Annotated in this window: 11 protein-coding genes and 2 riboswitches; of the genes, 4 read left to right on the top strand and 7 right to left on the bottom strand. The window is 67.9% G+C overall.

What is annotated here, in order from left to right; all coding sequences use genetic code 11:
• Positions 1–7 precede the first annotated feature (7 nt).
• From ACFUTU_RS00325 to gcvP, 4 genes are all read right to left on the bottom strand, one after another.
• Positions 8–1,420: an L-serine ammonia-lyase gene (locus tag ACFUTU_RS00325; RefSeq protein WP_377959774.1), complete on the bottom strand. Its 1,413-nt coding sequence runs from the start codon at positions 1,418–1,420 to the stop codon at positions 8–10.
• 67 nt (positions 1,421–1,487) lie between these two features.
• Positions 1,488–1,871, bottom strand: coding sequence for a glycine cleavage system protein GcvH (gcvH, locus tag ACFUTU_RS00320; RefSeq protein ID WP_377959773.1), 384 nt, complete (start codon positions 1,869–1,871; stop codon positions 1,488–1,490).
• Between the two features lie 34 nt (positions 1,872–1,905).
• Positions 1,906–3,054, bottom strand: a complete 1,149-nt coding sequence (gene gcvT, locus ACFUTU_RS00315) for a glycine cleavage system aminomethyltransferase GcvT (protein ID WP_377959772.1) — start codon at positions 3,052–3,054, stop codon at positions 1,906–1,908.
• Positions 3,055–3,063: 9 nt separating this feature from the next.
• The gene (gene gcvP / locus ACFUTU_RS00310; protein WP_377959771.1) at positions 3,064–5,916 is read right to left on the bottom strand and encodes an aminomethyl-transferring glycine dehydrogenase; all 2,853 of its coding nucleotides are present in this window, start codon (positions 5,914–5,916) and stop codon (positions 3,064–3,066) included.
• Positions 5,917–6,066: 150 nt separating this feature from the next.
• Positions 6,067–6,167: riboswitch (glycine riboswitch) on the bottom strand.
• A gap of 239 nt (positions 6,168–6,406) precedes the next feature.
• Positions 6,407–6,503, top strand: a riboswitch (glycine riboswitch).
• 149 nt (positions 6,504–6,652) lie between these two features.
• On the opposite strand from gcvP, the gene cycA reads away from it, so the two are divergent.
• From cycA to ACFUTU_RS00290, 4 genes are all read left to right on the top strand, one after another.
• Positions 6,653–8,143, top strand: coding sequence for a D-serine/D-alanine/glycine transporter (gene cycA / locus ACFUTU_RS00305; RefSeq protein WP_377959770.1), 1,491 nt, complete (start codon positions 6,653–6,655; stop codon positions 8,141–8,143).
• Complete coding sequence (purU, locus tag ACFUTU_RS00300; RefSeq protein ID WP_377959769.1) at positions 8,140–9,081, top strand: formyltetrahydrofolate deformylase; 942 nt, start codon at positions 8,140–8,142, stop codon at positions 9,079–9,081. Before cycA ends, purU begins: the two co-directional genes overlap by 4 nt.
• A complete protein-coding gene (locus tag ACFUTU_RS00295; protein WP_377959768.1) occupies positions 9,078–9,899 on the top strand; it encodes a methylenetetrahydrofolate reductase in 822 nt (273 codons plus the stop codon). Before purU ends, ACFUTU_RS00295 begins: the two co-directional genes overlap by 4 nt.
• Positions 9,900–10,041: 142 nt before the next feature.
• A complete protein-coding gene (locus tag ACFUTU_RS00290) occupies positions 10,042–10,818 on the top strand; it encodes an alpha/beta fold hydrolase (protein ID WP_377959767.1) in 777 nt (258 codons plus the stop codon).
• 90 nt (positions 10,819–10,908) lie between these two features.
• Here ACFUTU_RS00290 and ACFUTU_RS00285 read toward each other — a convergent pair whose 3' ends face one another.
• The 3 genes from ACFUTU_RS00285 to ACFUTU_RS00275 are packed head-to-tail and all read right to left on the bottom strand — an operon-like array spanning position 10,909 to position 13,656.
• Positions 10,909–11,064, bottom strand: a complete 156-nt coding sequence (locus ACFUTU_RS00285; protein ID WP_377959766.1) for a hypothetical protein — start codon at positions 11,062–11,064, stop codon at positions 10,909–10,911.
• A gap of 4 nt (positions 11,065–11,068) precedes the next feature.
• Entirely contained in the window at positions 11,069–12,499 is a 1,431-nt protein-coding gene (locus tag ACFUTU_RS00280) for an NtaA/DmoA family FMN-dependent monooxygenase (RefSeq protein ID WP_377959765.1), read from the bottom strand.
• A gap of 8 nt (positions 12,500–12,507) precedes the next feature.
• Positions 12,508–13,656 carry an LLM class flavin-dependent oxidoreductase gene (locus ACFUTU_RS00275; RefSeq protein ID WP_377959922.1) on the bottom strand — a complete coding sequence of 383 codons (1,149 nt, stop codon included), beginning with the start codon at positions 13,654–13,656 and terminating at the stop codon, positions 12,508–12,510.
• Positions 13,657–13,677: the final 21 nt, after the last annotated feature.

The raw sequence follows: 13,677 nt of genomic DNA, 5'->3' as shown, positions 1-13,677 counted from the left end.
TGCAAAATCAGCAGGCCACGACGTTGACGGCGAGGCCGCCCATCGCCGTTTCCTTGTATTTGGAGGACATGTCCTTGCCGGTTTCGCGCATGGTCACGATGACCTCGTCCAGCGAGACCCGGTGCGAACCGTCGCCCCAGAGCGCCATCTTGGCGGCGTTGATCGCCTTGGCGGCGGCGATCGCGTTCCGTTCGATGCACGGGACCTGCACCAGCCCGCCGATCGGGTCACAGGTCAGGCCCAGGTTGTGCTCCATCGCGATCTCGGCCGCGTTCTCCACCTGCGCCGGGGACCCGCCCATCACCTCGGCCAGGCCGGCGGCGGCCATCGACGACGCCGATCCCACCTCGCCCTGGCAGCCCACCTCCGCACCCGAGATCGACGCCTGCTCCTTGTACAGCACCCCGACGGCGCCGGCGGCGAGCAGGAACCGGACCACCACGTCGTCGCGGTCCTCCTGGGTCGCGTTCTCCATCCCGGGCGCGAAGTGCAGCGCGTAATAGAGGACGGCGGGGATGATCCCAGCCGCCCCGTTCGTCGGGGCGGTCACCACCCGCCCGCCGGAGGCGTTCTCCTCGTTCACGGCCAGGGCGATGAGGTTCACCCATTCCTGCCAGTACTTCGGGTCCCGGTAGTCCCCTCCGTGGTCACGGCCTTCCTTCAGCAGCCGTTCATGCCAGTCGGGGGCACGGCGGCGGACCTTCAGCCCGCCGGGCAGCAGCCCCTCCCGCTTCAGGCTGGCCTGCACGCAGCCCTCCATCACCGAATAAATGTGCAGCAGCCCCTCCCGGATCTGCTCCTCGGACCGGGACGCGCACTCATTGACCAGCATGATGTCGGCAATCGACAGGCCCTGGGCACGGCAGTGCCCCAGCAGTTCCGCCGCGGTCCGGAACGGCAGCGGCAGGTCCTTCTTCGACTCGTCCAGCTCCTGCTGCGCGGCCTCTTCCTCGCCCTCGCGGACAATGAACCCGCCCCCGACCGAGAAGAACGTCGCCTTCTGCAGCTCCGCCCCGTCCACATCAAAGACCGTGAACGTCATCCCGTTCGTGTGCCGCGGCAGCACCGTCAGCGGCCGCAGCACCATGTCCTCCACGCCATAGGGCAACGGAACCGACCCCGCCAGGTTCAGGATTCCCGTCTCCGCGATGGACGCCAGCCGCTCCTCCACCTCATCCGGCAGGATCAGCTCCGGGTGGTACCCCTCCAGGCCGAGCAGAACCGCCGTCATGGTCCCATGCCCGTGCCCCGTCGCCGCCAGCGACCCGTACAGATCCACCCGCAGCGACGCCACGTCCGCCAACGTCCCCGAGGCCTTCAGCTCCTCCGCGAACACGGCGGCAGCCCGCATCGGCCCGACCGTGTGGGAACTCGAAGGGCCAATTCCAATGGAAAAGAGGTCAAAGACGCCAACAGCCATGGTCGGTTCCTAACTGGAGAGTTGTGATCGGTTCGGGCTGGGGAGGTTAAGGGGAGTGAGGCCGGGGCTAGAGTTCGCCGCCGTTGGCTGCTGCGTATTCCTCGGCCGACATCAGCGGGCCCTCGTCGGTGACGGCCACCTTGAACAGCCAGCCGGCGCCGTACGGGTCGCTGTTGATGAGGGCCGGGTCCGCGACGACACCGTCGTTGATCTCCGTGACCTCGCCCGTGACCGGGGCGTACAGGTCCGAGACGGACTTGGTGGATTCCACCTCACCGCAGGTTTCGCCTGCCGTGACGGTGGCACCCACCTCGGGCAGGTCCACGTACACGATATCGCCCAGGGCGTCGGCGGCCACGGCGGAGATCCCGATCCCCACAGGCCCGGATCCGTCGACGGCGACCCATTCGTGCTCGGCGGAGTACTTCAGTTCGGCAACAACCTTGCTCATATCAATTCCTTTGTATCTAGAAGTTCGTGGATGGTTACTTTTGGCGCTTGTAGAACGGCAGTGCGACGACTTCGAAGCGCTCGGGCTTCCCGCGGAGGTCGACATCCACCAGCGTGCCCACCTCGGCATGTTCGACGTCGACATAGGCCATGGCGACCGGGTAGCCAAGGGTGGGGGAGGGCTGGCCAGAGGTGACCTCACCGATCAGCGTGCCGTCCTTGAGCACCGGGTAGTGGCCGCGGGCCGCGCGACGGCCGGTACCCTTGAGGCCCACGAGCTTCTGGCCGATGGTGGAACCGACGCCGGCTGCCTTGAGTGCGGCCAGCGCCTCCTTGCCGACGAAGTCGCTTTCCTTGGCCAGCGAAACCACCGGACCGAGTCCTGCCGCATAGGCGTTCACGCGGCGCGAGAGCTCGTTGCCGTACAGCGGCATGCCGGCTTCCAGGCGCAGCGAGTCGCGGGCGGCGAGGCCGGCGGGGACCAGCCCGTGCCCTTCGCCGGCCTCAAGCAGCGATTCCCACAGCCGGGGTGCCTCGGCGTTGGGCACGTAGATCTCGAAGCCGTCCTCGCCGGTGTAGCCGGTGCGGGCCAGCAGGAGGTCCCGCGCAGTTCCGCCGACGGCGATCTGCACCTCGACTGCCGCGTAGTACTTCAGGTCCGTCACCAGGGAATGCTGTTCGGCCGGGACCAGCTGCAGGAGGATGGCCTCCGCGTTGGGCCCCTGCACCGCGATCAGCGAAATCTCCGAGGAGGCGTCCTCGACCGTGACGTTGAAGTCCGCGGCGCGCTCGGCGAGTGCTGCGGCCACCTTGGTGGCATTGCCCGCATTGGGGACCACGAGGTACTTGTCCTCGCCTTCTGTCGGAGACGGTCGGCGGTAGGAGATCAGGTCGTCGATGATGCCGCCGTCGGCGTCGCAGATCAGGGAGTACTTGGCCTTGCCGACCGCGATGGCGGACAGCTTGCCGGCCAGGGCGTAGTCCAGGAAGGCGGCGGCGTCCGGGCCGGTGACCCAGACTTCGCCCATGTGGGAGAGGTCGAACAGGCCGGCGGCGTTGCGGACGGCGTGGTGCTCGGCGAGTTCCGATTCGTACTTCAGCGGCATCTGCCAGCCGCCGAAGTCGGTGAAGGATGCGCCGGCTTTCTTGTGCTGGTCGTAGAGGGCGGTGTAGTTCTCGGTCATGGGAAGTCCTTAGTTTTCAAACTCGGAAAGGGGCGGGCAGGAGCAGACCAGGTTGCGGTCACCGGCGGCGCCGTCGATGCGGCCCACGGGCGGGAAGTACTTGTCCTGCCGGAGCGAAGGCACCGGGAAGGCGGCCTGCTCGCGCGGGTAGGAACGGTTCCAGCCGGAACTGACGACGGCGGCTGCCGTGTGGGGTGCGTTGCGCAGCGGCGAGTTTTCCAGGGTGAAGTCGCCGTTGGCGACCTGCTGGATTTCGGCGTGGATGGTGATCATCGCGTCGATGAACCGGTCGATCTCGGCCAGGTCCTCGGACTCGGTGGGTTCCACCATCAGGGTGCCGGCCACCGGGAACGCCAGCGTGGGCGCGTGGAAGCCGAAGTCGATCAGGCGCTTGGCCACGTCCTCGGCGGTCACGCCGGTCTTGGCCGTCAGGCCGCGCAGGTCCAGGATGCACTCGTGCGCCACGAGCCCGCTGTCGCCGGTGTAGAGCACCGGGAAGAACTCATCCAGACGGGAAGCGACATAGTTCGCCGCGAGCAGGGCAGACTTGGTGGCCTCGGTCAGGCCCTGGCCGCCCATGAGCTTCACGTAGGCCCAGGAGATGGGCAGGACGCCCGCAGAGCCGAACCGCGACGCGCTGATGGCAACGCCATGCCGGTCCACTCCACCCTCGGACGAAGCGCTGTTGGCGTCGCCCGGCATGAACGGTGCCAGGTGTGCCTTGGCTGCGACGGGTCCGACGCCGGGTCCGCCGCCGCCGTGCGGGATGCAGAAGGTCTTGTGCAGGTTCAGGTGCGAGACGTCGCCGCCGAACTTGCCGGGCTGGGCCAGGCCGACGAGGGCGTTGAGGTTGGCGCCGTCGACATAGACCTGTCCGCCGGCGGCGTGGACGGCGTCGCAGACCTCACGGACATCGCCGTCGTACACCCCGTGGGTGGAGGGGTAGGTGATCATGATCGCCGAGAGAACGTCCCGGTACTGCTCGATCTTGGTGTACAGGTCCGTGTGGTTGATCGTGCCGTCGGTGGCGGTGGCCACGACGACCACCTTCATGCCGGCCAGCACGGCCGAGGCGGCGTTGGTGCCGTGCGCGGAGGCGGGGATGAGGCAGATGTTGCGCTGTCCCTCGCCGCGGGAGAGGTGGTAGCCGCGGATCGCCAGCAGGCCGGCGAGTTCGCCCTGGGACCCGGCGTTGGGCTGGATGGACACCTGGTCGTAGCCGGTGATTTCGGCGAGGTCGGCTTCCAGACCGCCGATGAGTTCGCGCCAGCCCTCGGTCTGGGAGTCCGGGGCGAACGGGTGGATCGAGGCGAATTCGGGCCAGGAGATGGCTTCCATCTCGGCGGTGGCGTTCAGCTTCATGGTGCAGGAGCCCAGCGGGATCATGGTGCGGTCCAGTGCCAGGTCGCGGTCGGAGAGCTTGCGGATGTAGCGCAGCAGCTGGGTTTCGGAGCGGTGCGTGTTGAACACCGGGTGCTGCAGGTAGTCCGAGGTGCGGAGCACGGACTCGGGCAGTTCGAACCCGGCTGCGTCCCCGACCGGACCGGCGCCAAAGGCGACGGCTACGGCGGAAAGTGTTTCCGCCGTCGTCGTCTCATCGATGGAGACGCCAACGGTGTCCTCATCGATGTGCCGGAGGTTGATGCCGCGGGCCTCGGCGGCGGTGATGACTTTGGCGGCCTTGCCCGGCACGCGGACGGTGAGGGTGTCGAAGAAGGTCTCGCTGGCCAGTTCGCGGCCGGCGGTCTTCAGGGCGGTGGCCAGGACACGGGCGTTGTGGTGCACGGTCTCGGCGATCGCCTTCAGGCCCTCCGGGCCGTGGTAAACGGCGTAGAAGGACGACACGATGGCCAGCAGGGCCTGCGCGGTGCAGATGTTGGAGGTGGCCTTCTCGCGGCGGATGTGCTGCTCCCGGGTCTGCAGCGCCAGCCGGTAGGCGGGGGCGCCGGCGTTGTCCTTGGAGACGCCGACGATGCGGCCGGGAAGCGTGCGCTCCATGCCGGCGCGGACGGCGATGTAGGCGGCGTGCGGGCCGCCGAAGAACAGCGGAACGCCGAAGCGCTGGGCGGTTCCGACGGCGATGTCGGCCCCCTGCTCACCCGGAGGCGTGATCAGGGTCAGCGCCAGCAGGTCCGCGGCCACGGTCACCAGCGCGCCGCGCTCCTTGGCAGCGGCAATCACGCCGGAATGGTCGAAGACCCGGCCCGAGACGCCGGGCTGCTGGAGCACGACGCCGTTGATCTCGCCGTCGGGCAGCCCTTGGGACAGGTCCGCGACCTCCACCTCGAAGCCGAGCGCCTCGGCGCGGCCCTTGACGATCGCGATGGTCTGCGGCAGGCAGTCCGCGTCCAGGACGGTCTTGCCGTCGTTCTTCTTGTTGGCGCGGCGCATCAGCAGCACGGCCTCGGCCACGGCGGTGGCTTCATCCAGCAGGGAAGCGTTGGCGATCGGCAGGCCGGTCAGGTCCTGGACCATGGTCTGGAAGTTCAGCAGCGCCTCGAGCCGGCCCTGGGAGATCTCCGGCTGGTACGGCGTGTACGCGGTGTACCAGGCGGGGGCCTCGAGGATGTTGCGGCGGATCACCGGAGGCGTCACGGTGTCGTAGTAGCCCTGCCCGATCATCTGCACGGCGGTCTTGTTCTTGGCCGCGAGCCGGCGGAGCTCGGCCAGGACCTCGACTTCGCTCAGGGCAGCGGTGAGGCGCAGCGCGTTTTCCTGGCGGATGGGTGCCGGAACGGCGGCGTCAACCAGGCCGTCGACGGTGTCGTAGCCGACGTGCTTGAGCATGGTGTCGATGTCGGCCTGGCGGCGGGCGCCGATATGCCGGTCGGCAAACGTTGACGGAAGGGATTGAATCGTCATGAGGAACTCCAGGTCTGGCCGGCCACGGGTGGCACGGCATGGGTTGGGTTCCTCCCCGCTCTGTATTGGACCTGAGAGATTCCGCGGACAGTCGTGTCCGCTTGCACCGTCGGTGAGCCAAACCAAAGTTTGGCTGCTTTCCAGAGTTGCCTCGCCGCGGCGGTACTGGGGCCTGAGAGATTCCTGGGGAGGATTTGCTCCTACGGCGCCTGCCCGATGGATGACTGGGAGGACTCTCCCGCCACGGTTCGAAAGGCTATGAAGATGTGGGTGATTCGGCTCACACAGTACAGCACTCGGCGCCGAATGCCAAAACGGGGCCGGGCCAAACCGCTGCGGCGCTGCCCATGAAGGGCCCGGGGAGCCGGGTTTGACAATTCTTCGTGACCGAGACCACACTGAACCGGTGGCCAGCGGGACTGGGCTGACCGGCAGGCGCCGGACAGGCCGGGCGCCGTCGGCACGCCGAATTCATAACTGAAAACGCTTACGATCTGCGGCGGGAGAGCCCTGCCGGTACATCAGCGGGCGCCGTAGGAGCAAACCCTCCCCAGGAAACTCTCAGGCCCACGTACCGCCGCGGCGAGGCAACTCTGAAAAGCAGCCCGGCGTGCCCGGGCTCACCGAAGGTGCAAAGCGGTCATCCATGTCCGCGGAATCTCTCAGGTCCAGTACAGAGCGGGGAGGAACCCTGTCAGTGTGGCCATTTGGTGCCACTTGAACAATGGAGTTCCTTATGACGATTCACCCTTCTGCGTCCCCGGCCGGGGAGGCTCCGCGACTGGAACGGCAGCTGAGCAACCGCCACATCCAGCTGATCGCCATCGGCGGCGCCATCGGCACCGGCCTGTTCATGGGTTCGGGCAAAACAATCTCCGCGGCCGGGCCGTCGGTGATCTTCGTGTACATGATCATCGGCTTCATGCTGTTCTTCGTCATGCGGGCCATGGGCGAACTGCTGCTGAGCAACCTCAACTACAAGTCCTTCAGCGATTTCGCCGCCGACCTGCTGGGCCCCTGGGCCGGCTTTTTCACCGGCTGGACCTACTGGTTCTGCTGGGTGATCACCGGCATCGCGGACGTCATAGCGATCGCCGGGTACTCCCGCGAGCTCTGGCCGGGACTGCCGCTCTGGATCCCGGGCCTGGCCACCGTGGCCATCCTGCTCCTGCTGAACCTGACCACCGTCAAGGCCTTCGGCGAAACGGAATTCTGGTTCGCCCTCATCAAAATCATCGCCATCGCCGCCCTGATCATCGTAGGCATGTTCATGATCTTCATCGGCTTCCAGAGCGACTCCGGGCAGGCCAGCTTCACCAACCTGTGGAGCCACGGCGGCTTCTTCCCCAATGAATTCATGGGCTTCGTGGCCGGTTTCCAGATCGCCGTGTTCGCCTTCGTGGGCATCGAACTGGTGGGCACCACGGCCGCCGAAGCCAAGAACCCGGAGCGGAACCTGCCCAAGGCCATCAACTCCATTCCGGTGCGCGTGCTGCTCTTCTACGTGGGCGCCCTCATCATCCTGATGTCCGTCACGCCCTGGACCCAGTTCGCCGCCGGCCACAGCCCCTTCATTGCCATGTTCTCGCTGGCCGGCCTCGGAGCCGCCGCCACGGTGGTCAACCTCGTCGTGCTGACCTCGGCGATGTCCTCGGCCAACTCCGGCATCTACTCCACCTCGCGCATGGTCTATGGCCTCGCGGAGGAAGGTGACGCGCCGGCCGTCTTCCGCAGCCTGTCCCGCCGCAAGGTACCCAACAACGCCCTGTTCCTGTCCTGCGTGCTGCTGCTCTCCGGTGTGGTGCTCATGTACGCCGGCCAGGACGTCGGCAAGGCGTTCGACATGGTTACCACCGTCTCCGCCGTCTGCTTCGTCTTCGTCTGGTCGATCATCCTCGCCAGCTACATCGCCTTCCGCCGCCGGCGCCCGCACCTGCACAGCGCCTCCAAGTTCAAGATGCCCGGCGGCATTCCCATGGTGTGGGCGGTCTTCGCGTTCTTCGGCTTCGTGCTGTGGACGCTCACCACCCAGCCGGACACCCTGGCCGCACTGCTGGTCACGCCCGTCTGGTTCGTCCTCCTCGGTGCTGCCTGGCTGGTGCTGCGCCGCCGGCCGGCCCACATTGCCCGCTACGAGGCTTTCCAGGACGAGCTGCGCGCCGAGGAAAACACCGCCCGCAACGGTGCGGACAGCCAGTTCCAGGAGAAGGAAAGCGTCAAGGGATGATCACCATCGAGGAAAAGCCGACGACGGCGGGCCAGGCCCGGCAGCCAGGTGCAGGGGAGTTTGTGCTCACCTTCCACTGCCCGGACTCCCTGGGGATCGTCCAGTCGGTCGCGGACTTCCTGCTCAAGCAGGAGTGCTACATCGTGGACCTCAAGCAGTTCGGCGACCGGAGCGCGGGGCACTTCTTCATGCGGGTGCACTTCGCCTCAGCCGCCGCCCCGGGCGAAACCGCTGGTGACACGGACGCCGTCGAACAGCCCGCCGTCGAACAGCTCCGCGAAAGCTTCGCGCCGCTTGCCGACGAGTGGAACATGGACTGGCGCCTGGAGCGGCATAGCCGCAGGCAGCGCATCCTGGTGATGGTCTCCAAGTACGACCACTGCCTCAACGACCTGCTGGTCCGCACCCGCAGCGGCGAACTCCCGGTGGAGATCGCAGCCGTGGTGTCCAACCACCCTGACCTGGCGGGGCTCGCGGCCTGGCACGGAATCCCGTTCCACCACATCCCCGTGACAGCAGCTACCAAGCCCGAAGCGGAAGCTGCCCTGCTGGAACTCGTGAAGGCGCTCGACGTCGAACTCGTGGTCCTGGCCCGCTACATGCAGGTCCTCAGCGACTCCGCCACCGCACGGCTCGCCGGCAGGGCCATCAACATCCACCACTCGTTCCTGCCCAGCTTCAAGGGTGCCAAGCCCTACCACCAGGCGTACGAGCGCGGCGTCAAGACCGTCGGCGCCACAGCGCACTACGTCAATTCAGAGCTGGATGAGGGGCCGATCATCGCGCAGCAGGTGATCGAGGTCGACCACACCTTCACTCCCGCGGACCTGGTGTCGGTGGGCAAGGACGCGGAGTGCAAGGCCCTGACGAATGCCGTCCGCTGGCACGCCGAGGGAAGAATCATCCTCTCCGGGAACCGGACGGTCATCCTGCGGTGACAAACGAGCGATTCAACCCATTCCCGGTACGCCTGGAGATCATTCCCACGGACGGCATCATTCCCAAAGTCCAGGCTCACGTTCCTGCCGGATCCACGCTGACGGTGACCTGCCTGCCGCACCACGGGCCGGAGTCCACTGTGCGGGCCGCCGTCCAGCTGGGCGGGCTCGGCTACAGCGTGATACCCCACCTGGCCGCGCGGGGCCTCGGCAGCCGGGCCCAGCTCGCGGGCCTGCTCCGCGACTGCGAGGCCGCGGGAATCACGGAGGTTTTCGCCATCGGAGGGGATGCTGCCGAAGCCGCCGGCCCCTATGGCAACAGCTTCCGTCTCATGGAGGACATCGCCGAACTGACCGGCGGGACCATGGCCATCGGCGTGGCCGGATATCCGGAAGGCCATCCGAAGCACAACGAGCTGCACATGCTCGATGCGCTGCTCGAAAAGCAGCATCTGGCCTCGAACGTGGTCACCCAGATGTGCTTTTCGGCGGCCAGGGTCGGCTGGTACGCGGAACTGCTCCGCCGTGAGGGCGTTGACCTTCCCATCTGGGCGGGAGTGGCCGGGCCCGTGCCGCGGGCGAAGCTGATCTCGCTGGCCACCAAGATCGGCGTCGGTCCGTCGCTGAAGTTCCTGAACCGCAAGGGCCCGCTCGCGCGCAGGCTCCTGAATGCCGGCAGCTACTCCTCCGGGTCGCTGGTCTCCGAGCTGGCCGTCACGGAACCCGCACTCGCCGGCATCCACCTCTACACCTTCAACAACGTCGAAACCCAGCCCGCGATGGACTGGAGCGCAAAGGCAGGCGCGAAGGCCTCCTGAGCCCCCAATCACGGCGCGAACGGACAGTTGCGGCCCCATTTCCGCCCGGAATCGGGGCCGCAACTCTACGTTCGCGCCTTTTATTTTGGCCGCACCCGGGCGAAGGTACATTGAACAGGTGACCCCGACGTTGAAAAAGGCCGTGACCGAAGACGGCGCGGAGCTTGCCTGGACGGAGGAAGGCAGCGGGGAACCCCTGCTGCTCGTGGCTGGCCAGGCGACGGGAATGGCCGGCTGGGACCCGGTGGTTCCTGGTCTGGCCCGTTCGTTCCGGGTCATCCGCTTCGATCACCGCGGCATCGGCGCCAGCTCGGAAGGCAGCGCGGAAAACTACACCACGCCGGCCTTCGCGGCAGATGCCGTTGCTGTTCTGGATGCTGCCGGTGTCCGCAGGGCTCACGTCTATGGGCACTCGATGGGTGGCCGCGCTGCCCAGTGGATGGCCGTGGACTTCCCCGACCGGGTGGCGTCCCTGATCCTGGCGGCCACGAGTGCCGGCGACGCCAGGGGGCCGGCCCGGACCGCTGCGGCCACAGCCGCGCTCACCAGCGGGGACCTTGCACGCATGGCGCCGCTGTTCTTCAGCCCCGGCTTTGTCGAGCAAAATCCTGCGGTTGTAGCTGCGTTCTTCCGGGTTCAGGCCTCCGCAGCGGTCAAGAGCAGGCACTTCCGGGCCAGCCGCCTGCACGATGCCTGGGACGTTCTTTCCTCAATCCAGGCCCCGGCCCTGGTCATTCACGGCAGCGAGGACGCCCTGGCACCGGTTGCCAACGCCGCCGAGATGGCCGGGCGGATTCCGGATGCGCAGCTAATCCGGGTCGACGGCGGCAGGCACCGTCTGCATCTGGAGGACGCCCGGATGCAGACCTGGATCGAGGACTTCCTGTCCCTGGCGGTCCCGGCTGGAGCTGCGCGCTGACAGCGGTACGGCCAGAAAATTCCAATCCGTTGCTCTGTAGAGGCCCTTATGAGGCGCGAAAAGGGCACCTACGGAGCAGTCGAGAAGCCATTAGAGGAGCAGCTCAGCAACAGTCAGCTGGAGCCGGATGGTTTCGGCGGCGGCATCGGTGTGCCCGGACCACTTCGGCCCGCCGTTGTTCGACCCGCCGAGGCCCGACACCCGGTCTTCAACGGCGCGGTCGTCACCGCCACGGCCGCCGTCCACAAGCCTAGACTTCCAGACCGACGGCGGTGTTCCCGACGGCGGTGTGCTGCCCCGAGTCCGCCTGCCGGACCGGCGTCGAAAGCCCGAGGTTCTCGCGCAGAGTGTTGCCTGCGTACTCGGTGGGGTAGACGCCGCGCTCCTGCAGCTCCGGGACGAGGTGGTTAACGATGTCGTCCAGGCCGGTGGGGATCAGCCACGGCGAGATGTTGAAGCCGTCCACGGCACCCGTGCGGGCATATTCCGCCAGCCGGTCCGCCACCTCGGTGTAGGAGCCCGTGAAGCTGGAGTCCCCGCGGCTGGTCCGGGCCGAGACGAACTGCCGGATGCTCAGTCCCTTGTCCCTGGCTTCGGCGCGCCACTGGTCCGCCAGCTGCTTGGCCTTGGCTCCGTGGAATCCGCTGCCGCGGGTTTCGGAGGTCTCTTCCACCACGGGGTCGATCTCGGGCAGCGGCCCGTCCGGATCGAATGCCTGAAGCTCGCGGCCCCAGAACTGTTCCAGGTAGGCGATGGCCTGCTCGGGCCCGATCTGCAGGTTTCGCACCCAGTTCTTCTTCTCGAGTGCCTCCTGCGGGGTGGCGGCGAGGATGAACTCGCTGGCGGGCATGATCTTGACGTCGTTCGCGCCGCGGCCGGCGTTGACCGTGCGCCGGACGATGTCGCGGCGGAAGTCGAGGGCGTCGTCGAGCCGCGGGTGGGCGGAGAAGATGACGTCGGCCTGCCGGGCCGCGAAGTCGCGGCCTTCCGGTGAGTCGCCGGCCTGGAACAGCACCGGGCGGTACTGGGCGCTGCGAGGGAGCTTCGCCACGTAGTCCACCGTGTAGTGCTGCCCTTCGTGGCGCACGGGCCGGGCCGAACGGGGCGAGGCCCACGCGGGAGCAGTGGCGGATGCGGCGATGGCGCCGTCCTCCCAGGAGTCCCAGATCCGCTTGGCCGTGGTGACGAACGCTTCGGCGTGGACGTACCGGTCGGAGTGGTCCAGGTAGCCGCCGCGGCGGAAGTTCGCGCCGGTCCAGGCGTTGTCCGTGGTGACCACGTTCCAGGCAGCGCGGCCGCCGGAGAGCAGGTCCAGCGAGGAGAGCCGGTGTGCCAGGTCGGCGGGGTCGTTGTATGTGGTGTTCTGCGTGGCCACCAGGCCGATCCGTTTGGTCACGGAGGCCAGGGCGGCCAGCATGGTCTGCGCGTCAGGCCGGCCCACGACGTCCAGCGCGTGCGGGCGGCCGAGGTGCTCGCGGAGCCGCAGCCCCTCACCGAGGAAGAACGCTGCGAACAGGCCCCGTTCCGCGGTCTGGGCGATGCGGCGGAAGGACTCGAAGTCCGTCTGCGATCCCGATTCGGCCGACTTCCAGACGGTGCCCGAGTTCACGCCCTGGAAGAAGACGCCGAGCTGCAGCCGGCCGGAGGGAACGAAGCCGTTGCCGATGTGTGTGTCTGTCATGGGTCTCCCTAGTGGTCGGCCGCGGACAATGCGAAAACAGTTGCTGGCGCAGCGGGCGAAGCGGCATACCGGCTAACCGGGCGCTGCAGGCCGAGCAGGTCCCGGAACGTGGAACCAGGCTGCTGCGGGGCCAGCAGGCCCCGGCTGCGCAGGGCGGGAAGCACCAGCTGGGCCAGCTCCTCCAGGTCCACATCCAGCACTGCCGGGTGCAGGCGCACGCCGTCGGCGGTTTCCAACACGGCGGACAGCAGCTCGGTGAGCTCCGCCGCGGTGCCAACGAACCGTGCACGGCTGCTCTGCCACGGGGTGTGCGCATCCAGTTCGGCGAGCCTGCCGGCGGCGCTCTGCCCGCGGGCGTCGAGGACGACGTCGAGCTCGGCGATGATGGCCGCGGCGGGAGCGGCTGCACGGGCCTCGGCGGCCTCCCCGGCCAGCAGCTCCGGCGTGGGCGCGGACACGAGCAGGGCGTCTGCCGCCCCGGCGGACAGCTGGTCCGCGTTCAGCAGGCCGGCCGGTGCGAGGACCGGGAGCTGGCCCTGCAGCGGCCGGGGAATGATGGACGGCCCCTTGATGGAATAGCCGGCGCCGGCGGCCGCGGGAGTGCTTTGGAAATCGACATAGTGCAGCTTGTCGACGTCGATGTACCGGCCGGTGGCGACGTCGCGGATCACGGCGCCGTCCTCCCAGGAGTCCCAGAGCCGGCGGCCGGCCTCGATGGAATCGGCCGCCTCCCGGCCCAGCCCCTCACCGGAAACATGGGACCGCCCAACGGCCGCGGCATCAGAAGCCTTGTCCGACGCGGCGACCAGCCACCCGGCCCGGCCGCCGGACACGTAATCCAGGCTGGCCAGCTGTGTGGAGATGTGGAACGGCTCCGTGTAGACAGTGTCCACCTCGGGGACCAGGACAATGGAGCCGGTGACGGGGCCGGCGAACGCCGCGCGCTGCAGGGCGTTCAGCCGGCCCGGGACGTCGCGGCCGCCGGGCCCGGAAGACGCGGCCGGCAGGGATCCGTCGGCGAACGTCGCCACGTGGAACCCGGCCGATTCGGCGGCCAGCACCGTGGCGCGGACCCGGGTTCCGTCGAGCAGTTCGGCGGGGGTGTGCCGGGCCCTGCGCCAGGCGGCGGGGTGGGCGCCGTCGCCGTCGAGTTCCAGGGCGAGGAAGCCCTGCCCAAG

It is taken from the genome of Arthrobacter sp. NPDC057388, from assembly GCF_042668165.1.
Taxonomy (GTDB): domain Bacteria; phylum Actinomycetota; class Actinomycetes; order Actinomycetales; family Micrococcaceae; genus Arthrobacter.
This window is presented reverse-complemented; position numbering and strand designations above follow the sequence as displayed.